Origin of the sequence: Blautia sp. HCP3S3_H10_2, from assembly GCF_052122375.1 — a bacterium.
In the GTDB taxonomy this organism is placed as follows: domain Bacteria; phylum Bacillota; class Clostridia; order Lachnospirales; family Lachnospiraceae; genus Blautia_A.
The window spans coordinates 85,353-108,123 of sequence record NZ_JBQKCL010000012.1; the positions used below are offsets into that span (position 1 = coordinate 85,353).

Sequence of the window (22,771 nt, forward strand, 5' to 3'; positions counted from 1 at the left end):
GTGCAAAAAGAGCTTTTGGAACAGCTTCGTGAAATTACAGAGGAAGAGAAGCGGATTTTAAATGGGGAGGCAGAGGTTGATAAAGATCTTTACACGTCAGGAAGTGATTTTACTGTTGACAGCAGGAAGATGCTGGAAGAGGGAAAACTGATCGCAGTTCGTACACATACACGTTTCGTCCATTTCCCACTTCACCGGCACAATTATGTAGAGGTGTTGTATGTCTGTGAAGGATCCCTTACCAATATTATAGATGGCAAGCAGGTAGTGGTAAGGAAAGGAGAACTGCTTTTTCTGAATCAGTTTACCCATCATGAGATCCTGGCAGCAGGCAAAAATGATATTGCCATTAATTTTATGGTCCTTCCGGAGTTTTTTGATGTAGCCTATTCCATGGCAGGAAATAATAATGTGCTGGCGGATTTTCTGGTAAATGTGCTGCGGCGCGATAATCAACAGGGGGAATATCTGTATTTTAAGGTATCCGAGGTGCTTCAGATCCAGAATCTTCTGGAAAATATGATCTACTCGCTGGTAACAGGGCGTGGCAACCAGAACCGGATCAACCAGACTACCATGGGACTGATCTTTCTCTATCTGCTGGATTCTGTCCAGTATGTGGAAATGCGCCTGCCTAATCAGTATGAGAATATGATTTCCATGACCACTCTGGATTACATTGAGCAGAAATACAAGACAGCTACTCTTACAGAGCTGTGTGACATGCTTCATCTTCCCATGCATGTGCTCAGCAAAATGATCAAGAAGACTACTGGCTTTAATTTTAAAGAGCTGCTTCAGCGGAAACGTCTCAGTAAAGCGGTAGAACTGATGTGTGATACAGACCTGCCAATCAGCGATATTATTGCAGCAGTAGGATATGAGAACAACAGTTATTTTCACAGGGTATTCAAGGAACGGTACAATATAACTCCGCGTGCATTCCGTATAGCAAATAAGAAAAATGATCACGTAAGGCTGTAAGAATTTTTATTATCAAAATTATCCATTTGTCTGGAAGATTGTGAATAAATTTTCAAAAAGTTTATAATTTGTTCAAAAAGATTTTTTGAATTATAGGTAAAAGGTTGACATTCAATTAGAAAAAAAATACAATGAGCCTAACGTTTAAGATTTTCCTACATATGTAATGTATGCCAGCCGGTATCTATACACCGGAAGTCATATGTTGCCGGAAAGTGCAGGAGGTCTCAGGCAAAATACCAATATCAAGGAGGAAGTAAAATGAAAAAAATGTGTAAAAAAGTTGTCAGCCTTCTTCTTGCAGCAGTGATGGTACTCGCAATGACTGCCTTTGCTTCTGTTGTTTATGCCGCTGACGGGGACAGCGTAGAAGTTGATCCAAATTTCAAGATGGGTGTTATTCTTGTAGGCGATGAGACAGAAGGATATTCTGCAGCTCATATTGCCGGTGTGAAAGAAGCAGCTTCCGAGCTGGGTCTTGACGACAGCCAGATCATCTGGAAATACAAAGTTCCGGAAGATTCCAGCTGCTATGATGCAGCAATCGACCTTGTAGGTCAGGGATGTTCTCTGGTAATCGGTAACAGCTATGGTCATCAGACATATCTGGTACAGGTTGCACAGGAATACCCGGACGTCACATTTGTTTCCATGACAGGCGATTTCGCAGCAATCAGCGGATGCGAGAATTTCAAGAATGCATTCACAAACATTTATGAATCCCGTTATGTATCCGGTGTTGTAGCTGGTCTGAAGCTGAAAGAGATCATGGATGATGGTACTCTTACAGCAGATACACAGCCAGACAGCTTTGATGCAGACGGCAATGTTAAGATTGGTTATGTTGGAGCATTCAGCTACGCAGAGGTTGTTTCCGGTTATACCGCATTCTACCTTGGTGTTAAGAGCGTGGTTCCGAACACAGTAATGGAAGTTAAGTACACAAACTCCTGGTTTGATATTGACAAAGAGGGTGCAGCAGCTGAGGCTCTGATCGCTAACGGCTGTGTGATCATCGGACAGCATGCAGACTCCACAGGTGCTCCTGCAGCTACACAGAAACTTCACGATGATGGCAAGATCTGCTACTCTGTAGGTTATAACATTGATATGCTTGAGACTGCTCCTACAGCAGCACTTACCTCCGCAACTAATAACTGGGCTGTATATTACAAACATGCCATCGCTACTGTAATGGGCGGCGGTGATCTTGAGCAGGACTGGTCCGCAGGATATAACGATGATGCGGTAGGTATCACAGAGCTTGGTGAGTCCTGTGCAGAAGGAACAGCAGACTACGTTGCTGACGTTGAGAGCAAATTAAAAGATGGTTCTCTTCAGGTATTTGATACCTCTACATTTACTGTAGGTGGTGAGGAAGTTACTTCAGCACCAGTTGACCTTTCCTTCATGGATTACACAACAGACCCTGCAACTGTTGTATATCAGGGTGAGACTGTTGAGGCAATCGAGGATGGACATTTCGCAGAGTCCACATTCAGAAGTGCTCCATATTTCACACTTCGTATTGATGGAATCACAGAGGATGCTGACGCTGTTGAATAAGTTTAGACTGTAAATGTGTTATCGGTCAGATGAGAAACCGTAATACAGAATTACATGAAATCCAAAAGGGGAGCTGTAAAAAAGCTTCCCTTTTCCTATGATTATAGCTATAATAAGAAAGAAATATCCACGAATAAAACGGGAAGGGAGGCACAACACTTTGGAATATGCGATTCAGCTGAAAAACGTAACCAAAACATTTGGAAAAGTTGTTGCCAACAAAAATGTAAACCTTAATGTGAAAAAAGGTGAAATTCTCTCCCTTCTGGGAGAAAACGGAAGTGGTAAGACCACTCTTATGAACATGATCTCTGGTATCTATTTTCCGGATTCAGGAGAGATCATGGTAGATGGGAAAAAGGTCGAGATCCGCTCTCCGAAAGATGCCTATGACCTGGGAATCGGTATGATCCATCAGCACTTTAAGCTGATCGATGTATTCAGCGCTACTGAGAACATTGCCCTTGGTCTTGACAAGAAGCAGAAATTTGACCTGAAAGAGGTACGGAAGAAAGCACAGGCCATCTGTGACAAATATCATTTTGACCTGGATCTGAACCAGAAGGTATATGAGATGAGCGTGTCCCAGAAGCAGACTCTGGAAATTGTAAAGGTTCTTTACAGAGGCGCCAATATCCTGATCCTGGATGAGCCTACCGCAGTACTGACACCACAGGAGACGGCCCGCCTTTTTGAAGTTATCCGTAATATGAAGGCAGATAACAAATCCGTGATCATCATTACTCATAAGCTCCACGAGGTTCTGGAGATTTCAGACCGTGTTGCGATCCTTCGGAAAGGGGAATATGTAGACACTGTAGACACCTGCGATGCCACTGAAAATTCCCTTACCGAGATGATGGTAGGCAAGAAGGTAGAGCTGAATATTGCACGTTCAACTCCGGTAAATCCGGTGAAACGTCTTTCCATTTCCCATCTGACTGTTTACAACCGCGAGGAAGTAAAGGTTCTGGACGACATCAGCTTTGATGTGTATGGCGGTGAGATCCTTGGAATTGCCGGAATCTCCGGAAATGGACAAAAAGAGCTTCTGGAGGCCATTGCGGGACTTCAGCTTACAGCAGAGGGCAGCAGCATCGAATTTTACGAAAAGGGAAAAGAAGACCAGCCTCTTCAGCTGGTTGGCAAGACACCTAAGAAGATCCGTGATGCAGGAGTCCATCTTGCGTTTGTTCCTGAGGACCGTCTTGGAATGGGACTTGTGGGTTCCATGGGTATGACTGGAAATATGCTTCTGAAGAGCTATGGAAAGGGGGCTTCCCCGATCACGGATATGCGTACCCCAAGAAAGATGGCAGAGAAGGTAAAAGAAGAACTCGAGGTTGTGACACCAAGCCTGAATACACCGGTATCCCGTCTTTCCGGCGGAAATGTACAGAAGGTTCTGGTAGGACGTGAGATCGCAGAAGCGCCTACGGTTCTGATGACGGCTTATGCAGTACGTGGACTTGATATTAATACTTCCTATACAATTTACAATCTTCTTGATGAAGAGAAAAAACAGGGAGTTGCAGTTGTATATGTAGGTGAGGACCTGGATGTGCTTATCGATCTGTGCGACCGTATTCTGGTGCTTTGCGGCGGCAAGGAGAACGGAGTACTGGATGCCAGAACTACCACCAAAGAAGAAGTGGGACTTCTTATGACGAATCTTCGGAAGGAGGGGAAATAAATGAGTGACATAAAAACAAAAGAACCCTTGATCCGAATCATTAAGCGTGACCGGGCAAGCTTCGGCTATAAGGTATGGGTTCGCGCAGCTGCCATTATTCTGGCACTTATCGTGGATGCGGTTTTCATTTACAGCGTAACCGGACTGAATCCATTAGCTGTATATGGAGTTATGTTTAACGGTACTTTTATGACAAGTATCCGTTTTTCCTGGGCCATGCGTGATCTGGTAACTCTGCTCTGTATCGGTATTGCCCTTGCCCCTGCGTTTAAAATGCGTTTCTGGAACATTGGTGCAGAGGGACAGGTACTGATGGGAGGTCTTGCTACGGCACTGGTCATGGTAAAATGCGGCGCCAGCCTTCCTACCCCGGTGCTTTTCCTGGTAATGTTCCTTACCAGCGTTATTGCCGGAGGTCTTTGGGGATTTATCCCGGCAGTATTTAAAGCATACTGGAATACAAACGAGACATTGTTTACTCTTATGATGAACTATGTGGCAACCAGCATTGTTGCCTGTATGACGAACATTTTACGTGGAAAAGCTTCCAGTCTTGGTAAGCTGAACATGTCTACACAGGTTGGATGGTTTCCACAGTTCCTCGGCCAGAGATATAATATCAACATTCTCATTGTTGTGATCCTGATGTTTGTAATGTTCTTTTATCTGAAATATTCCAAACAGGGTTATGAGATCACAGTAGTGGGAGAATCTGAGAATACAGCAAGATATGCCGGAATCAATGTAAAATGGGTAACCATCCGTACCATGATCATTTCCGGTGCAATCTGCGGTCTGGTTGGCTTTTTGATCGTAGCCGGAAGAGACCAGACCATTTCCACTACTTCAGCTGGTGGAAACGGATTTACTGCTATTATTGTTGCATGGCTTGCCAAATTTAATACCTTTTATATGGCACTGATTTCCTTCCTGCTGATTTTCCTTTCAAAGGGCGCAGCAGAGATCGCTTCTGCATACAGCCTGAACGATTATGCGGCAAGTATTATTGAAGGTGTGATTCTGTTCTTTATCCTTGGAAGTGAATTTTTCATCAATTATAAGATGATTTTCCGTGGTTCCAAAAAGGAGGTGCACTAAATGAGTAATCTGATTGCGTGGATCATCAGAGCAATTCCATTTGGAACGATTATCATGTTTGGTTCCATGGGTGAAATTACAACGGAGAAGTCAGGCAACCTGAACTTAGGTGTTCCTGGAATTATGTATCTTGGCGGTTTTGCCGGATTTGCAAGTTCCTATTTCTATGAGAAAAATTCCGCAGATCCTAAGGGTTGGATATGCGTGATACTGGCGCTTGTGGCTGCCATTGCAGCGTCCATGTTAGGAGGACTGATCTTCAGCTTCTTGACCATCACGCTTCGTGCGAACCAGAATGTAACCGGTCTTGCACTTACCACCTTTGGTATGGGTGTTGCCAATTTCTTTGGTGTATTTATCCTGAATGGTGCCAGCTATACAGCTGCACCTCTGGCATATGCTTCTTTTTCAAAGAAGATCCCGTTTTTATCAAGTAAGCTTGGAATTTTAAGTAAGACTGTTTTCTCCTACGGATTCCTGGTATATGCAGCAATCATCATTGCCATTGTGCTGCATTATGTACTGAATAAGACAAGAGTGGGATTAAACCTGCGTGCTGTTGGAGAAAATCCTGGAACTGCAGATGCTGCCGGAATTAATGTAACCAGATACAAATATCTGGCAACCTGTATCGGCGCAGGTCTTTCCGGAATCGGCGGCCTGTATTATGTACTGGATTACAACCAGGGAATCTGGGCTACCACAGAGCAGATCGAAGCACTTGGATGGCTGGCTGTTGCCCTTGTAATTTTCACCACCTGGAAGCCTTTGAATGCAATCTGGGGAGCTTATCTTTTTGGTATGCTTTATTGGCTGTACCAGTTCCTTCCAAGCATTCTTGGAATCAAGGTTGCAAGTTATGTCACAGACCTGATCCAGATGGTTCCTTATGTGGTTACTATCGTAGTACTGGTTGTGGTAAGCTTCCGTAAGAAAAAAGAGAATCAGCCTCCGGAAAGCCTGGGACTGTCTTATTTCCGTGAAGAGAGATAAAATAGTTATTATATAAAAATCCTTTGCTATTGCTGCCTTGTGCAGTATGGCAGGGGATTTTTTGTTTGTGAAAAAACAGTGTCTTTGGAAAAGAAAGTTTACAAAATATTTCAAAAATGTTATATTAGTTTTAACTGACACACGCGAACAAAAGAAAGGACAATGTAAAATATGAAAAAAAGATATGTTCTTGCTGCGCTGGCAGCGATGACTGTACTTGCAGGCTGTGGTGACAATTCTTCCAAACAGGAGACATCCGAAAATACTGCATCTGAAAGTGCCACAGATGGTGGAGAACAGGTGGATGATTCTATGGCATCGGATGATGGGGAAGAAATTGATCCGGAATTTTCACAGGATGTAGAGAATAACGAAGTAATTGACGCCGAGGATGCTGAGGAGGCAGATGCCAGCCTTGACCCGATCACACCATCAGAGTTTCTGGTTCAGAATGCTTCTGATTATGTGACTTTAGGGGATTATGACGGAGTGGAAGTAACCAAATACACTTACGAGATTACGGATGATATGGTGCAGGAGGAAATCCAGGAAGAGCTGGCAGATGCCAGTGAGGAAGAGTCTACAAATGCTCCATCTGCTGAAGGAAACGTTGTGTATATGAATCTTACTGCTACAGTAGAGGGGGAAGAGGCTTCTGATCCGGATGAAACATTTATCACTCTTGGCCAGGAGGAATTTGGCCAGGAATTTGACCAGAAGCTGACTGGTGTTTCCACAGGTGATACCCTTGATTTTTCCATCACTTATGGAGATGATACCTGGCAGGAGGACTGGCAGGGCAAAACCGTTGATTTCTCTGTTGAAGTCACGGACGTAACTACTTCCAATACACCAGAATATAATGATGACTATGTGAAAGACTATACCGGATACGATACAAAGGAAGAATACGAAGCTTCCGTAAGAGAATATCTGGAGCAGTCCTATACAGAACAGAGTACTTATGATGAAGCAGAAGAGCTGATCAGTGCATGCCTTGCAAAAACAGAGTTTACCGGAGAATATCCGGAGGAATTGTTTGATTCCTGTAAGGAAGAAGCGCTTTCTGGTTACGCTATGTTCGTTGATGAGGGCGGGGATGTGAACGAGGTACTGGATATGTTCGGTGTCACAGAGGAAGATATCGAAGAAGAAGCCAAAAACCTTGTAAACCGTCGGCTTTTCATCAGCGCTTTTGCACAGGCGAATAATATAGAAGTGACAGAAGAGGAATATGTGGATTATGTAACCGAGTATGCGGATTATTATGGGGAAAGTGCAAAGGATTTTGAGACACTGTACACCCGCGAGACGCTGGTGAATGCCCTTTATGAGAGCAAGGTAACAGACCTCCTTCTGGAAAAAGCAAACGTGACAGAGACACCATATACAGAAGAGGACTCTGAAGAGGAAGATTATGAAGATGGTGAAACTCTGGATGACATGGAAATTGTAGAAGAGGGCGAGGAAGGAACAGGAGAAGAATAAATTTACTCTTTTTTAATAAATTTATGCCTTTTCATTTTGTATCAGCTATGATATAGTAATTGGTACGCGACAATGGACGGACAGCATTCTGAGATGAGAGAATCAGGAAGGTTGCCCGCCCATTTATTATAAATACCTGTCACTGTGTATGGCGCCTTCATGGTGGCCGTCCAGTATTCTTATAGTAACAGGGAATAAAGGAGGAACAAGATGAAATTTTCAGAAATGCCTTACAGTCGTGTGGATTTTCCAGCAGTAATCGCGCAGGGGAAAGAGATCATCAGCCGGGCTTCCCAGGCGAAGAGTGGGGAAGAGCAGTTCGAGATCCATCAGGAATTTAACAAATTGGTGGATCATGTGAAGACTCTTTATACCATTGCACACATCCGCAGAGATGGCGATGTGACAGATAAGTTTTACGAAGATGAGAATACCTACTATGATGAGAAGCTTCCTGAGCTGACTGCTCTTGGAAATGAATATCAGAAAGTCCTTTTTGCCACTCCATACCGTGCATACATGGAAGAGAAGATCGGACCGGTAGCGTTTAAGTCCATGGAGCTGGAGATGAAGTGCTTTGATGACAGTCTCATACCACTTATGCAGGAGGAGAATGCACTTTCCACCCGTTACAGCAAGCTGATCGCTTCTGCGAAGATCATGTGGGAAGGAGAGGAACTGAATCTTTCTCTTATGCGCAAGTATATGCGTTCTGCTGACCGCGATACCCGTAAGAGAGCATGGGATGCTTTTTCCGGATTCTTTGAGAAGAACCAGGCTGAGATTGACGAGATTTATGACCTGATGGTAAAGAACCGTACCAAGCAGGCAAGAATGCTTGGCTTTGAGAACTTTATCGATATGGGATACTGCCGCATGAACCGTAATTCCTACACCAAGGAAGAGATACAGAACCTTCGTAAGCAGATCAAGACAGTATTTGTACCGCTTGCTGCCAAGATGCATAAGAACCGTCAGGCACGTCTTGGAGTGGATGCCCTTCATTACTATGATATGGGTGTTTATTTCCCACAGGGAGATCCGGCACCGATTGGTACTCCCAAGGAGATCCTGGAGAGCGGACGCAAGATGTATACCGAGATGTCTGCCCAGACCAGGGATTTCTTTAATATGATGATGGAAAATGAGCTGTTTGATGTATTTGGACGTAAGAATAAGGCTACTGGTGGTTATATGACAGAGCTTCCGGATTATGGTGTACCATTTATTTTCGCAAACTTTAACGGCACCAGCGGTGATGTAGATGTTATCACACATGAGTGCGGACATGCTTTCCAGAGCTATGTATCCGGCAAGGATCCCATTGCGGATCACTCCAGATATCTGACTATGGAGACTGCCGAGATCCATTCCATGTCCATGGAATTTTTCGCAGAGCCATGGATCGAGCTTTTCTTTGGGGAAAGAGGCGATGATTATCGCAAGATGCACCTTGAGGATGCAATCGACTTTATCCCTTATGGAACTATGGTGGATGAATTCCAGCACATTGTATATGGAAATCCGGAGATGACACCTGCACAGCGCCGCGAGGCATGGAATCAGCTGGAGAAAGAGTACCGTCCATATCTGGATGCTACTGGCTGTAAATTTATGGAAGATGGTGGATACTGGCAGAGACAGCATCATATTTTTGAGCTGCCTTTCTATTATATTGACTATGTACTTGCACAGCTTTGTGCATTCCAGTTCAAGATCCGTATGGAGAAAGACCATGATGGAGCATGGGCTGATTATATGAAGCTTTGTGAGCTTTCCGCAAGTGATTTTTATCCTTCCATGCTGAAGCAGGTGGGACTTACCGTTCCATTTGAGGATGGCTGTATCCAGAAAATTGTAGATGAGCTTGATAAGAAGCTGGATTAATTGATAAAGAGGCAGATAAGTGAAAAAATATGGGAATGATTACCGCCAGAGCGGGAAACAATTCGAATATACCGGGAAATGGTATGGTACAGGACTGTCACAGGAAGAACTGAAAAAGCATGGAATTCTCAATACAGTGCTTATGACGGTGGCACTTCTGGTCTATTTTGCCAGTCTTATGGTGAACAATGCAGGCAGCAGGATTTTCTGGATTCTGCTTCCCTATATGGTGATAGTTTTCCCAGCCGCCTACGGTATTATGGGTGGTGTATCCCTTGTGTCCTTTTGCAGAAGGCAGGAGGGCAGGGGAGTCAGATCCCAGGTCATAGTTCCACAGGAGCATGCCGGGCATATGACACGTGCTGAGTATGAGAAGGGAATCCGCCGTCCGGCAAGATGCAGCATGGCAGTTGTGATACTTGCACTGATTGCCAGTGTGACAGACCTGATTTTTCTGGTCAGAGGTTCCGGGAATTTTCTCATAAACAGCGAACTGTTATTTCTGGCAGCTGCTGTGATGATTTTAATACTGGGAAGCGTTACAGCTGTACAAAATTGGCATGTTAAAGCAAAATTTACAATTTTTAGCTGAAAATCGCTCAGTTTTTGGCAAAAATGGACAAAATTCCAGACATATTTCGCCAGTTATCTATTGCTTAAGTGTGAAAACATGTTAAAATAAATGTAATTGTTCCACTTCAATATTGAAGGGCAGAGGAGCAGTTATAAATAAGGCAATGTAAGATTGCCGCGCAATAATGGTAATACTCCGCCAGACATTTTGTGTGAGACAAGAGTTGCTGTGAACAATATGGACAGTAATGGGCAGGCTTACTCAAAACAGGCAGTGTGGATCGTTACAATAAATCTCATAAAAAGGAGGATATGATATGAGCAAGAAGAAGTTAATGGCCCTGTTATTATCAGGCGTCATGACAGCAACAACAGTGAGTGTTCCTGTTTTTGCTGAGGATGCAGACGCTGCAGAAGACACAGCTGATGCAGCAGAAGAAACTGAGGGAGGTTCTTCCGATACACCGCTGGTTGTTGGACAGACCAACTTCTCCGAGAAATTTGCAGGATTGTTTGCAGAAGCAGTTCCGGATCAGCAGATCGCAGACGTTGTAGGTGAGTATCTGTTCGGAAATGACCGTTCTGGTGCAATTATCTACAATGGTATTGAAGGTGAGACCCATGAGTACAATGGTACAGAGTATACTTACTATGGTCTTTCCGATGTAACTGTTACACAGGGTGAGGATGAGACTGTTTACAATTTCAAACTTCGTGATGATGTAACCTTCTCAGATGGAGAACCTCTTACTGCAGACGACCTGATTTTCACATATTATGTTTTTGCAGATAATGATTATGATGGAAACGCAACTCTGTATTCCACCAATATCAAAGGTATGAAGAATTACCGTCTGAATTCCACAGCAGCAGATTCCATCACAGACGAAGATGTTGCAAATACACTGGCTGAGATGCCGGATGAAGTAGCAGAAAAGGTAAAATCCGACCTGATCGTTCCGCTTCTTACCTCTGAGTATGAGTGGGCACAGTCTGCATGGGAAGATTATGCAGATGCTTATGGCGTTACAAATGGTGATGAGTTCTTTGCTATGCTTTATGCTACCGAGGATGGTTACAGCGTAGAGGGCAAAGACCAGGATACCATTATCAATGAAATTGCTGATATGTATGGCACAGATTATGCAACTCTTGCAGCTGCATATGGTGATGAGGAATACTTCGACGAAGATGCAGCTACAATCGCCCAGGAATATCTGGTAGAGCAGAAAACTGCAGCTGGTGAGGGCGAGGAAGTTGCCAATATCGAAGGAATCAAGAAGCTTGGTGATTATGAGGTTGAGATCACAACAGATGGCTTCGAGGCAAGCACAATCTACAATCTTGGCGTAATCGTTGAGCCAATGCATTATTATGGAGATGCTTCTCTGTATGATTATGACAATAATCAGTTTGGATTCACAAGAGGAGACCTTTCCTCTGTACGTGACAAAGCAAACCAGCCTCTTGGCGCAGGTCCGTACAAATTTGTGAAATATGAGAACAAAACTGTTTATATGGAAGCAAATGAGAATTATTATCTTGGCGCACCGAAGACCAAGAATCTGCAGTGGCGTGAGACTTCTGACGCAGATAAGATTGCCGGTGTTGAGCAGGGTACTATCGACCTTTCCGATCCATCCGGAAGTAAATCTGCATTTGACCAGATCAAGAGTATCAACGGCAACGATGATCTGAATGGCGATAAGATCATGGTGAACGCAATTGATAACCTTGGATACGGATACATTGGTATGAATGCAAATACCATAAATGTTGGTGGCGATCCGGGATCTGACGCTTCCAAGGATTTAAGAAAAGCAATCGCAACTGTTATGTCCGTATACCGTGATGTAGCAATCGACTCCTATTATGGAGACGCTGCTTCTGTAATCAACTACCCGATCTCCAATACATCCTGGGCAGCTCCTCAGAAATCTGACGCAGATTATCAGGTTGCTTACTCTGTTGATGTTGACGGAAATCCGATTTATACAGATGATATGTCTGATGATGAGAAATTTGCAGCAGCAACACAGGCCGCTCTTGGTTATCTGGAAGCTGCTGGTTATACAGTAGAAAATGGCAAAGTAACTGCAGCTCCGGAAGGCGCTAAGATGTCCTATGAGATCATTATCGGTGCTGACGGAAGTGGAGATCACCCAAGCTTTGCAATCCTTACTGATGCGAAGGCAGCTCTTGAGTCCATCGGATTTACACTTGAGATCAATGATGTTACAGATTCCAATATCATGTGGGATGCTTTAAATGCAGGTACAGCAGAAATGTGGGCAGCTGCATGGCAGGCTACTATTGATCCTGATATGTATCAGGTTTACCACAGCGAGAGCGTAAAGAGCAATTATTACCACATCAATGACGCTACACTGGATCAGGATATTATCGACGCACGTACTTCTGCAGATCAGGAATACAGAAAATCTGTTTACAAACAGTGTCTGGATATCATTCTTGACTGGGCAGTTGAGATCCCGATATATCAGAGACAGAACTGCATTATCTACAGTCCTGAACGTATCAAAGCAGATACCTTTACAAAAGACATTACCACATTCTATAACTGGTATGCAGATATCAAAGATATCGAGATGAACTAAAGGTATAAAAGAAGAATGACTGGTTAGTGCAGTGGGCCCACCGTAAGAAGTGGGCTCACTGCCTTACTGGCAGTATGCCTTGGGTTACGGTGGATGCCGTGCCCGGTAAAATGCTTCATATAAGGGGCCAGGCGGACTTAAGCCGGCAGGACACACTGCCAGTAAGAACAAAAGGTCAGTCTTCTTAACTGGTACTGGAAAGGACAGATTAAATAATGAAGAAATTTATTGTACGTCGTGTACTTCTGGGAGCGATGATTCTGTTCTTCGTTTCCATGATCATTTATTCAATTGAAAGAGCACTTCCTACCTCTTATGTAGAAGGAAGGGCACGTGATATGTCAATGAAGCAGGGCGCCAAGCCATATGATGAGCTGGTCGCTGAGCTGAATGCTTCCTACGGACTGGATAAACCGGTTCTGGAAGGTTATTTTGTATGGCTTGGAAAAGCACTTCACGGTGAGTTTGGGGAATCCTGGATCTTCCATCAGCCGGTAACCAAGAAATTTTCCAGTGTTATCTGGTATTCCTTTGTGCTGGCTCTGGCCTCGTTCCTATTGGAAATCATAATCGCCATACCTCTGGGTATCATATCGGCTACCAAGCAGTACAGCAAGGTGGATTATGCGGTGACAGTGTTTGCACTGATTGGTATTTCCCTGCCGTCTTTCTTCTTTGCCACGATTCTGAAATGGATCTTTTCCATCAATCTGAAATGGGTTGACTTGTATGGTATTGTAAGCCGTATGCATGAGTCATACGGAAGCGTTGGAAAAATACTGGATATGGCACAGCACTTGATCCTTCCGGTGATCACACTTACCATTGTCAGTGTAGGTTCCCTGATGCGTTATACCAGAACCAATATGCTGGAGGTATTGAACGCAGATTACATCCGTACTGCAAGGGCCAAAGGTGTTCCAGAGAAAAAGGTTGTTTACCATCATGCTTTCCGCAATACTCTGATTCCGATCATTACCATCCTTGGAAGTACACTTCCAAACCTGTTTGGTGGAGCTATGATCACAGAGACCCTGTTCCAGATTCCGGGAATCGGTTATACATCCTATCAGGCACTGACCCAGGGAGATATTCCGTTTACCATGTTCTATATGGTATTCCTGGCATTTCTTACATTAACCGGCAATCTGATCGCAGATATCCTGTATGCTGTGGCAGATCCAAGGGTACGAGTAAATTAGGAGGAAAAACATGAGTACAGATACAACAAAGAAAAAAGATGATCATGTCAGTACCTCCCAGGCACTGGATGATGAGCAGCGTGTAAAAGTCCTTTCACCGGGTATGCTTGTTGCCAAGCGCTTTTTCCGTAATAAGCTGGCCGTGGCAGGACTTGTAATTCTGGTAGCGATGTTTATTTTCTCATTTGTAGGCGGTATGATAAGCCCTTACAGTGAGAGCCAGGTATTCCGTAAGACAGATCATGTCTGGAAGGATTATGCAGGAGCTACCTATAATAAATCATATATTTTTGAAACAGCAGACGGAACAGAATTTCCGGCAGCCGGACAGCAGAAATTTATCCTTGCGACAAACAAGGGAGATGAAAGCTTTGAGGCAGACGGTGTGACTTATGGACTTGAGCAGAAGGGAGAAGAATACTGGGCGATTTATTCGGCAGAGCCTGTTGCCACAGTTCTTACCCTGAAAGGCAAATCCACTTATAAGGCAGCTGGTGAGGCAGAAGTAACAGATGCGATCAAGGAAGGCTATGAAGAGGCTGTATCCAATGATGAAAATACCTTTGAGGTAGATGGCGTTACCTACAGCATTGAAAAAGCCGGCCGTGAGAACCAGATTACTATTTCAGGTGAAGTTGCGTTTGCTACCAAAATGGTTTTCAGCGCGGCAGCGGAGGATGCAAAGCTTGACTTTGATCTGCAGCAGGCAGCTCTGGACGCACTGGAAGCAGGAGAGGATTCCTTCGAATGTGATGGAATCAAATATGAGTTGAATACCGTTGAGGGAGAGACTTCCACGGAAATTGTGAAAGATGGTGAGGTTTACGCCACTGTTTCCGGACTTCTGGTATCTCCACAGACAAAAGGGGTATTCCTTTCTCTTTCCTTTAAAGAAGCAGTAGAACAGGCAATTACTGAGAAAGCATCCACCTTTACAGCTCTTAATGAGACTGGCGAGGAGGAAACTTATCAGCTTCAGACTAAGAATACACAGTATGTAGTCCGCAGCCAGAAAGAGACTACAGTCAATGATACGTATGCTTCTCCTAGCAAGAAGCACTGGGTAGGAACGGATGGAAACGGTATGGATATGCTGACCAGACTGATGTATGGTGGACGTATCTCACTGATGATCGGTTTCGTTGTTATCATTATCGAAGGTATCATCGGTATTCTGATCGGTGGTATTTCCGGATATTTCGGAGGATGGGTAGACACCATTCTCATGCGTGTGGTTGACGTAGTTATCTGTATTCCGGCGATGCCGTTGTACATTATCATTGGTTCAGTTATGGACTATTACAAGATTGATCCGCGTATCCGTATTTATGCACTTTGTGCAATCCTTGGTATCGTAGGATGGCCGGGTATTGCCAGAATGGTCCGCGGTCAGATTTTGTCCCTTCGTGAGCAGGAGTTCATGGTTGCTACAGAGGCTACCGGTGTCCGTGTTTCAAGAAGGATTTTCCGTCATCTGATCCCCAATGTTATTCCACAGCTGATCGTTATTGCAACAATGGGACTTGGTGATGTTATTCTGATGGAGGCAACACTTAGCTTCCTTGGAATCGGTGTTAAGTTCCCATACGCTTCCTGGGGTAATATTGTAAATGCGGTAAATGATGTATATGTACTGACCAACTTCTGGTTCGTATGGATCCCGGCCGGATTTTTGATCCTGCTGACCGTTCTTGGATTTAACTTTGTGGGTGATGGTCTTCGTGACGCTTTTGACCCGAAAATGAAACGGTAGGTGCGAATATGGCATTATTTGGTAAGAAAAACGCAAACTATATCTCAGCTAAGGAAACAAAGAGAATCTCCAAAGAGAACCGGAGAATTACCAATGAGATAGAGAAGAAGAGAAACAGAAAAAATATTCCGGAGTCTGAGTATTTAAGTACTATGAAGAATCCGGAGAATGTAGTAGAATTTGACAATGTCCATACTTATTTCTTTACAGACATCGGAACAGTAAAGGCTGTTGACGGTGTAAGCTTTGAGATTCCTCAGGGAAAAACAGTTGGTGTGGTTGGAGAATCCGGCTGTGGAAAGTCTGTAACAAGCCTTTCCCTTATGCAGCTGGTGCAGCGTCCACAGGGACAGACTGTAGAAGGCGAAATCCGTTTTAATACAGGAGATAAGGTTTATAATATTGTAAATACACCTACAAGTGTGATGCAGAAGCTTCGTGGAAATGAACTTTCCATGATTTTCCAGGAGCCTATGACTGCACTGAATCCAGTATTCCGTATTGGGGAGCAGGTAGATGAGATCACCATGCTTCATAATCCGGATATGAGCAAAGAGCAGGTAAAGGCAAGAACCATTGAAATGCTGGAGCTGGTTGGAATTGCCAACAGTGAGGGTGTTTATAAAATGTATCCTCATGAGCTTTCCGGTGGTATGCGTCAGCGTGTATGTATCGCCATTGGACTTGCATGTAATCCAAGGCTGATCATTGCAGATGAGCCTACCACAGCTCTTGATGTTACCATTCAGGCGCAGATCCTTGACCTGATGCGTAACCTGAAGGATAAGATCAATTCCTCCATCATGCTGATCACCCATGACCTTGGTGTTATTGCAGAGATGGCAGATTATGTAGTAGTTATGTATGCCGGCCGTGTGGTTGAGAAAGGAACTGCAAGAGAAATCTTCAATCATCCTTCTCATCCATACACCATTGGACTTATGCGTTCCAAGCCGGTTGTAGGAAAGAAGGTAGACAAACTTTACAGCATTCCAGGTAAAGTTCCGAACCCGATCGACATGCCGGATTACTGCTATTTCCGTGACCGTTGCGAGCTGAGCTGCGACAAGTGTCAGGGAAGTTATCCGGGAGTTGTGAAATTAAGTCCTACCCATGAAGTCAGCTGTTACCGTTATGTAGACCGTCCGGAAGCCGGATGGCTGACAAATGTTCATCCAGGAGAGGAGGGAAAAGCCCATGAGTGAAAATAAGACAGCGGAAAATAAAAAGAATCAGCAGTCCGAGAACATTCTGGAGGTATCCCATCTCAAGAAATATTTCCCGATCAAGGGTGGAATGTTCGGTAAACAGGTCGGTGCTGTAAAGGCAGTAGATGATGTTTCCTTTACCCTAAAAAGAGGAACCACAATGGGGCTTGTAGGAGAGTCCGGCTGTGGTAAATCCACCACAGGACGTACCATTTTACGACTGATCGAGAAAACAGACGGACAGGTTCTGTTTAATGGAAAAGATGTGTACGGTCTTTCCAGGAAAGAAATGCGCGATATGCGTACCAAGATGCAGATCATTTTCCAGGATCCTTATTCTTCCCTGTCTCCAAGACTTCCAGTTGGGGAGATCATTGGAGAGGCAGTAAAAGAGCATAATCTTGTTCCCAAGTCTGAATATGCAGATTATGTGACAAAGATCATGGATGACTGTGGACTTCAGTCCTATCATAAGGACCGCTATCCACATGAGTTTTCCGGTGGACAGAGACAGCGTATCTGTATTGCAAGAGCGCTTGCCCTGAATCCGGAGTTTGTAGTATGTGATGAACCGGTTTCCGCACTGGATGTTTCCGTGCAGGCGCAGATCATAAACCTGTTAAAGGAGCTTCAGGAGAAGAGAAATCTGACTTATCTGTTTATCTCTCATGACCTTTCCGTTGTAGAGCATATTTCCGATACCATCGGTGTTATGTATCTGGGCGGTCTTGTAGAGACTGGTACTACAGAGGATATTTTTGCAAATCCGCTTCATCCGTATACAGAAGCATTGTTTTCTGCAATTCCTATGCCAGATCCGGATCTGAAGAGAAACCGCATTATTCTGGAGGGAAATATTCCGTCCCCGGCGAATCCGCCGCAGGGATGTAAATTCCATACCAGATGCCGCAAGTGCATGGAAATCTGTAAGACTCAGGTTCCGGAAGTGAAGGATATGGGGAACGGACATAAGGTGCGTTGCCATTTATACGACTAAAAAATGCAGGCCAGGACTTCCCTGGCCTGATGTGCTTTTTTAATTCGGAGTAATATTTGGATATTTTGCTATTTAATGTGCTGGGTGTCGTTACCCGTACGCGGGTTCGTAGGGTATATTCCACGCAAGTCGGCGCAACATTCCGGTGAGCTAAGGTCTAACTGCGACTAAGACGCTCAGGAGAGCCTTCGCGTCAAGTCTCCGTAAGACCTGGATCTCGCCTCCATTAAAAACGCGCCTGAAATGACTTGCTTAGGAACATACCCTGCGAACCCGCTGGTGATTGGTAACGAGAGAACTCACACCCACCACGATTAATGGGGCGTGAGGACTGTGCTCCTGTTGTTCATCGTAGTGGTTATTTTACTACTTCTAAAAACAGCTAAATATCCACTATTCGCCGATTGATTACTATATAAAATAACAATAATTTTTATATTGAGCAGTCAATTTCTGCCAATAAACTCTTGCCCGGTCAGTTGCAGTTGTCAATAACCAGCGGTTTCACAATGTATATTCACGTAGCCGTGCATTTCAGGAGCGGGTTTAGTGAAGGTGAGATCCAGGCCTTACGGAGACTTAGCCGAGAGGGCTTTCCCGAGCGGCTTAGTCGCAGTTAGGTCTTAGCTCACCGGAACGTTGCTCCGCACGGCGGTGAATATACATTGCGAAACCGCGTACGGGAAACATGAATCAGCACATTAAATAGCAACACAGGAGGTTCTATCATGGGAAAACGAAAAAAAGAAGAGTTACCGGATTACACAGTAGCCAATATGGATGTGGATGGTATGCCCTGGAATTCCAGGCGCCCGTGGCAGATTCTTCCGGGAGACCTATCCAGACGCAGAAAAGAATTTGACGTGAAAGTGCCAGAGCCAGGAATGGAGAATGAGGTACCAGATAATGTGGCAGCATTTCAAAACCCGCCAATGACAAAGGAAGAAAGAAGAAGCATGATCTGGCTCTCTTTGAAGGCATCTCTTACCGTTGGACTGATATTTGGTGGAGCAGCGTTTTTGTTTATTTTATTCTGCGTGTTTATCTGGCTGAAATAAAAATACAACCCTGATGAAGAATATCAAGAAAGCTATTACATTAGATATTGTTTCTAATATGCGCTGACTGATATTTAAGATTCTTCCCAGGGTTGTATTTTTTTATTTAATGATGTCATTAAAAAAGCAATCTGGTCTTAAAAAGATAAAATGACTAAATTTTAGATATCATGAAACATTCCAATCTTATTCTTAATTCTCTGCATCTCATTATCTGTTTCGATTACTGCCTGAGCAGAGCGGAGCAGTTCCTCACTGATATCCTCGTATCCAGGCAGATCTTCAATTCCTTTTTTATAGCGGAGCTGATGCTCCAGGGTTGCCCAGAAATCCATGCCGTTGGTACGAATCTGGAGTTCTACACGCATAGGCGTTTTTCCCTTAGAGAAAAATACAGGAATCTCCACAATCATATGATAACTACGATAACCATTTGGCTTTGGATTCTTGATATAATCCTTGATTTTAATAACTTTAATATCATCCTGTACGGCAATGAGATCTGCAACCGTGTAAATATCATCAATAAATGCACAGACCACACGGACTCCTGCCACGTCATTTAACTGCTCCTGAATATTCTCAGCTGTAAAATCATAGCCCAGCTTCTGCAGCTTCCGGTAAATACTTTCCGGTTTTTTGACCCTTGTTTTAATAAAAGAAATAGGGTTTCTCTTATATTCTACGGAAAATTCATCATCCAGAACTTCCAGCTTTGTCTGTACCTCACGGATGGCACAGCGGTACATCATCATCAGATCGTTAAATTTGGCGGCATTATTGATAAAACGCTGGGGATCCGGAGTATCCAGCCAGGTGACTTTCTTTTCTTCTTTGGTCATAGTAAGTCCTTTCTTTTTTATTTCAAAATCCATTTGGTATTTCACTTGTTTGTCAATTCTTCTCATATTATATAAGAAGAGCAGGAAAGACGCAACATTTCTATTGGCTGTAAATGGTCAGTGTTTGAAGGAATGGCACTTTTTGAAGCATTACTTTTGGAACCATGAAAAACAGCACCGGTTATCAAAGGTGGTGCTTCTTTCAACGGAACAGAAATAATACTGGTGTGCTGAAACAATTCAAAATTTTTTTGCGCAAAAAGGCTGATGCCTTCTCCAGCCTCAACGGCGCTGATAATAGACTCCAGGCGTACTGTGCGAAGGATGTGTGGGCATATACCTGCTTCTTCGAAAAGCCGGAGGCACAGTTGATGAATGGAAGTGTAGGGATGCATGAGAATAAAATTTTACCTGGAAATCTCATGAATAGAGATTTCGTCCCTGTGTGCCAATGGATGGGAAAGGGGAAGCAAGCAGAAAAAGAGTAGCGGCATTGCTTGGATGTGAATCGGAGAATCTTGGAAAAATACTGTACCAAAGCGTGGCAGAACCCATACCGCCAGTGGAAATCTTCACGCCAGCTCCTTGCCAGGAAGTGATTCATAAGGCAGATGAACCGGAGTTTGATCTGTATAAACTGATTCCGGCTCCGACTAATACTCCTGTGGATGCGGGACCTTACATTACTCTGGGAATGTGTTATGCAACCCATCCGGATACAGGCGTTCATGATGTGACGATTCACCGGCTTTGCATACAGGGAAAAGATGAATTGTCTATATTCTTTACCCCAGGTGCGAGACATATTGGGGCAATGGCAGAACGGGCAGAAGAATTAAATCAGACTTTACCTATTTCTATCAGCATTGGTGTGGATCCAGCTATAGAAATCGGTTCCTGTTTTGAGCCACCTACAACACCACTTGGCTATGACGAACTTTCAGTAGCCGGGGCAATCCGCAAAGAGCCGGTACAGCTTTGCAAATGCGTTTCCATAAAGGAAATGGCAATTGCAAATGCGGAATATGTGATTGAAGGAGAAGTGATTCCTCATGTGCGGGTCAAAGAAGATCAGAACAGTCATACCGGATATGCTATGCCGGAATTTCCCGGGTATACCGGACCGGCAAGTGAAGAATGCTGGCTGATCAAGGTAAAGGCAGTAACACATCGGAAGAATCCTATCATGCAGATCTGTATTGCCCCCAGTGAGGAGCATGTGTCAATGGCAGGAATTCCTACAGAGGCAAGCATTTATGGAATGGTGGAAAAGGCAATGCCAGGAAGACTTCAAAATGTATACTGTTGTTCAGCTGGCGGTGGAAAATATATGGCTGTACTCCAATTCAAAAAGTTGTCTGCAAGTGATGAGGGAAGGCAGCGACAGGCTGCTTTGCTGGCATTTTCTGCATTTAGTGAGCTGAAGCATGTGTTTCTTGTAGATGAAGATGTGGACTGCTTTGATATGAATGATGTGCTGTGGGCAATGAATACCAGATTCCAGGGGGATGCAGATATTATTACCATTCCGGGTGTCAGATGTCATCCACCGGATCCATCCAACGATCCTTCCTGTTCCCCAAGTATAAAAGACCATGGAATTGCATGTAAAACTATTTTTGACTGTACAGTACCGTATAAGGAAAAGGGCAGGTTTATGCGGGCTGAATTTATGGAAGTGGATCCTTCGCGTTGGTTATAGAATGAGAAAATAATAATGATAAGTAACAATTGAGAAGATTCCTGATAAAAAATATCAGAATTGTAATGGCGAAAAACAATATTGGAAATGAGAATAATAGAAAATAAAATGATTAAGAAGATTCCAAAAGAGAAAAAAAGACTGATCGTGGGTGCAACCGGTGCAAGCGGAATCCCTCTTTTGTTAAAATGTCTGGAACTGATCAGAGAAGAAGAGGATTTTGAGTCTTGGCTGATCATGACCAAAAGTGCAAAGGTCACCTGTGAGCATGAAATAAACCTGCCTGCAGAGATGGTGCAAAATCTTGCTGACTGCAGCCTGGAACCAGAGCAGATCGGAGCAGAGCCTGCAAGCGGTTCTTTTAAAACCTGTGGGATGTTGGTTGTTCCCTGCTCTATGAAAACAGTAGCCGGAATTCACAGCGGATATGCAGACAACCTTCTTCTGAGGGCAGCAGACGTAACCCTGAAGGAACAACGCCCTCTGGTTCTTGCTGCAAGGGAAACGCCCATGAGTGCGATACATTTGCGAAATCTTTATGAATTATCCATGATTCCGGGTGTCCACATAATCCCGCCGATGTTGACTTTTTACCAGAAGCCAGAGAACATAGATGAAATGGTATATCACATTGCCGCGAAGCTTCTGGAACCATTTGGAATAGAAGCAAAGGAGTACAAACGATGGAATGGACTGTCGTAAAAAAAATCAGCACGTCAGATTTTGATATAGAAGCCGGAGCTGCAAAAATCGGAGAAGACATTTTGTTATACATACAAGGCGGCGATAAACCTCATATTGGCTGTACGGTTATGGCAGTGCCAAGACTTTCTCTTTCCGGAAATGGGGAGAGAAGTGTCACATCTTCTGTGGTGAATCTTACCGGGCATAAAGACGAGAGCATATGCCGTACATTTGCCGAAAGGATGTGTCAGGCTTGTGGAAAAACTGTGGTATGTACAGGAGGATTTCATTTGGAAAACATTACGCCGCAGCAGATAAAAGAGGTATTGGTTGCAAAAGAAAAGCTGGAAAAATTATTATTGGAAGAACTTAGATGAAAATTCTTGAAATAGAAATCAAATAACAAAATGTAAAAAAACAGATCT

At 43.9% G+C, this 22,771-nt stretch carries 18 protein-coding genes; 17 read left to right on the forward strand and 1 reads right to left on the reverse strand.

Translation table 11 applies throughout. The features are described from left to right. The 14 genes from ACTQWB_RS13555 (at window position 1) to ACTQWB_RS13620 (ending at window position 19,118) form a co-directional block, all read left to right on the forward strand. Window positions 1-984, forward strand: a complete 984-nt coding sequence (locus tag ACTQWB_RS13555; protein WP_441502097.1) for an AraC family transcriptional regulator — start codon at window positions 1-3, stop codon at window positions 982-984. 261 nt (window positions 985-1,245) lie between these two features. Next, entirely contained in the window at window positions 1,246-2,550 is a 1,305-nt protein-coding gene (locus ACTQWB_RS13560) for a BMP family ABC transporter substrate-binding protein (RefSeq protein WP_441502098.1), read from the forward strand. A gap of 160 nt (window positions 2,551-2,710) precedes the next feature. Next, window positions 2,711-4,243 (forward strand): ABC transporter ATP-binding protein, encoded by a 1,533-nt coding sequence (locus ACTQWB_RS13565; RefSeq protein WP_441502099.1) that lies wholly within the window; start codon window positions 2,711-2,713, stop codon window positions 4,241-4,243. Beyond that, window positions 4,244-5,341, forward strand: a complete 1,098-nt coding sequence (locus ACTQWB_RS13570) for an ABC transporter permease (protein ID WP_441502100.1) — start codon at window positions 4,244-4,246, stop codon at window positions 5,339-5,341. Beyond that, complete coding sequence (locus ACTQWB_RS13575) at window positions 5,342-6,334, forward strand: ABC transporter permease (RefSeq protein WP_441502101.1); 993 nt, start codon at window positions 5,342-5,344, stop codon at window positions 6,332-6,334. A gap of 171 nt (window positions 6,335-6,505) precedes the next feature. After that, window positions 6,506-7,822 (forward strand): trigger factor, encoded by a 1,317-nt coding sequence (locus tag ACTQWB_RS13580; RefSeq protein WP_441502102.1) that lies wholly within the window; start codon window positions 6,506-6,508, stop codon window positions 7,820-7,822. Between the two features lie 210 nt (window positions 7,823-8,032). Beyond that, entirely contained in the window at window positions 8,033-9,709 is a 1,677-nt protein-coding gene (locus tag ACTQWB_RS13585) for a M3 family oligoendopeptidase (RefSeq protein WP_441502103.1), read from the forward strand. Window positions 9,710-9,728: 19 nt separating this feature from the next. Beyond that, complete coding sequence (locus tag ACTQWB_RS13590; protein ID WP_441502104.1) at window positions 9,729-10,301, forward strand: hypothetical protein; 573 nt, start codon at window positions 9,729-9,731, stop codon at window positions 10,299-10,301. Between the two features lie 298 nt (window positions 10,302-10,599). Continuing rightward, window positions 10,600-12,900: an ABC transporter substrate-binding protein gene (locus tag ACTQWB_RS13595; protein ID WP_441502105.1), complete on the forward strand. Its 2,301-nt coding sequence runs from the start codon at window positions 10,600-10,602 to the stop codon at window positions 12,898-12,900. Between the two features lie 215 nt (window positions 12,901-13,115). Continuing rightward, on the forward strand, window positions 13,116-14,102 hold the full coding sequence (locus ACTQWB_RS13600) for an ABC transporter permease (protein ID WP_441502106.1): 987 nt from the start codon (window positions 13,116-13,118) through the stop codon (window positions 14,100-14,102). Window positions 14,103-14,112: 10 nt separating this feature from the next. Next, on the forward strand, window positions 14,113-15,855 hold the full coding sequence (locus ACTQWB_RS13605) for an ABC transporter permease (protein ID WP_441502107.1): 1,743 nt from the start codon (window positions 14,113-14,115) through the stop codon (window positions 15,853-15,855). Window positions 15,856-15,863: 8 nt separating this feature from the next. Beyond that, complete coding sequence (locus ACTQWB_RS13610) at window positions 15,864-17,060, forward strand: ABC transporter ATP-binding protein (protein WP_441502108.1); 1,197 nt, start codon at window positions 15,864-15,866, stop codon at window positions 17,058-17,060. After that, window positions 17,053-18,060 carry an ABC transporter ATP-binding protein gene (locus ACTQWB_RS13615; RefSeq protein ID WP_441502109.1) on the forward strand — a complete coding sequence of 336 codons (1,008 nt, stop codon included), beginning with the start codon at window positions 17,053-17,055 and terminating at the stop codon, window positions 18,058-18,060. Before ACTQWB_RS13610 ends, ACTQWB_RS13615 begins: the two co-directional genes overlap by 8 nt. A 728-nt stretch (window positions 18,061-18,788) precedes the next feature. Beyond that, a complete protein-coding gene (locus ACTQWB_RS13620) occupies window positions 18,789-19,118 on the forward strand; it encodes a hypothetical protein (RefSeq protein WP_441502110.1) in 330 nt (109 codons plus the stop codon). A gap of 161 nt (window positions 19,119-19,279) precedes the next feature. On the opposite strand, the gene ACTQWB_RS13625 is transcribed toward ACTQWB_RS13620, so the two are convergent. Further along, window positions 19,280-19,960: a GTP pyrophosphokinase gene (locus tag ACTQWB_RS13625; RefSeq protein WP_441502126.1), complete on the reverse strand. Its 681-nt coding sequence runs from the start codon at window positions 19,958-19,960 to the stop codon at window positions 19,280-19,282. Window positions 19,961-20,411: 451 nt separating this feature from the next. Between ACTQWB_RS13625 and ACTQWB_RS13630 the strand changes: the two genes are divergently transcribed. From ACTQWB_RS13630 to ACTQWB_RS13640, 3 genes are all read left to right on the forward strand, one after another. Then, window positions 20,412-21,662 carry a UbiD family decarboxylase gene (locus ACTQWB_RS13630; RefSeq protein WP_441502127.1) on the forward strand — a complete coding sequence of 417 codons (1,251 nt, stop codon included), beginning with the start codon at window positions 20,412-20,414 and terminating at the stop codon, window positions 21,660-21,662. Between the two features lie 108 nt (window positions 21,663-21,770). Then, on the forward strand, window positions 21,771-22,364 hold the full coding sequence (locus ACTQWB_RS13635) for a UbiX family flavin prenyltransferase (RefSeq protein ID WP_441502111.1): 594 nt from the start codon (window positions 21,771-21,773) through the stop codon (window positions 22,362-22,364). Beyond that, window positions 22,346-22,723 (forward strand): hypothetical protein, encoded by a 378-nt coding sequence (locus ACTQWB_RS13640; RefSeq protein ID WP_441502112.1) that lies wholly within the window; start codon window positions 22,346-22,348, stop codon window positions 22,721-22,723. The genes ACTQWB_RS13635 and ACTQWB_RS13640 overlap by 19 nt, the downstream gene beginning before the upstream one ends. Window positions 22,724-22,771 lie beyond the last annotated feature (48 nt).

Excerpts from the sequence above, each read along its gene's own strand:
- ACTQWB_RS13575 (WP_441502101.1), top strand. The coding sequence starts at position 5,342 with ATGAGTAATCTGATTGCGTGGATCATCAGAGCAATTCCATTTGGAACG.
- ACTQWB_RS13640 (WP_441502112.1), top strand. The coding sequence starts at position 22,346 with ATGGAATGGACTGTCGTAAAAAAAATCAGCACGTCAGATTTTGATATA.
- ACTQWB_RS13610 (WP_441502108.1), top strand. The coding sequence starts at position 15,864 with ATGGCATTATTTGGTAAGAAAAACGCAAACTATATCTCAGCTAAGGAA.
- ACTQWB_RS13635 (WP_441502111.1), top strand. The coding sequence starts at position 21,771 with ATGATTAAGAAGATTCCAAAAGAGAAAAAAAGACTGATCGTGGGTGCA.
- ACTQWB_RS13600 (WP_441502106.1), top strand. The coding sequence starts at position 13,116 with ATGAAGAAATTTATTGTACGTCGTGTACTTCTGGGAGCGATGATTCTG.
- ACTQWB_RS13615 (WP_441502109.1), top strand. The coding sequence starts at position 17,053 with ATGAGTGAAAATAAGACAGCGGAAAATAAAAAGAATCAGCAGTCCGAG.
- ACTQWB_RS13625 (WP_441502126.1), bottom strand. The coding sequence starts at position 19,960 with ATGACCAAAGAAGAAAAGAAAGTCACCTGGCTGGATACTCCGGATCCC.
- ACTQWB_RS13620 (WP_441502110.1), top strand. The coding sequence starts at position 18,789 with ATGGGAAAACGAAAAAAAGAAGAGTTACCGGATTACACAGTAGCCAAT.
- ACTQWB_RS13580 (WP_441502102.1), top strand. The coding sequence starts at position 6,506 with ATGAAAAAAAGATATGTTCTTGCTGCGCTGGCAGCGATGACTGTACTT.
- ACTQWB_RS13605 (WP_441502107.1), top strand. The coding sequence starts at position 14,113 with ATGAGTACAGATACAACAAAGAAAAAAGATGATCATGTCAGTACCTCC.
- ACTQWB_RS13560 (WP_441502098.1), top strand. The coding sequence starts at position 1,246 with ATGAAAAAAATGTGTAAAAAAGTTGTCAGCCTTCTTCTTGCAGCAGTG.
- ACTQWB_RS13570 (WP_441502100.1), top strand. The coding sequence starts at position 4,244 with ATGAGTGACATAAAAACAAAAGAACCCTTGATCCGAATCATTAAGCGT.
- ACTQWB_RS13585 (WP_441502103.1), top strand. The coding sequence starts at position 8,033 with ATGAAATTTTCAGAAATGCCTTACAGTCGTGTGGATTTTCCAGCAGTA.
- ACTQWB_RS13630 (WP_441502127.1), top strand. The coding sequence starts at position 20,412 with ATGGATGGGAAAGGGGAAGCAAGCAGAAAAAGAGTAGCGGCATTGCTT.
- ACTQWB_RS13595 (WP_441502105.1), top strand. The coding sequence starts at position 10,600 with ATGAGCAAGAAGAAGTTAATGGCCCTGTTATTATCAGGCGTCATGACA.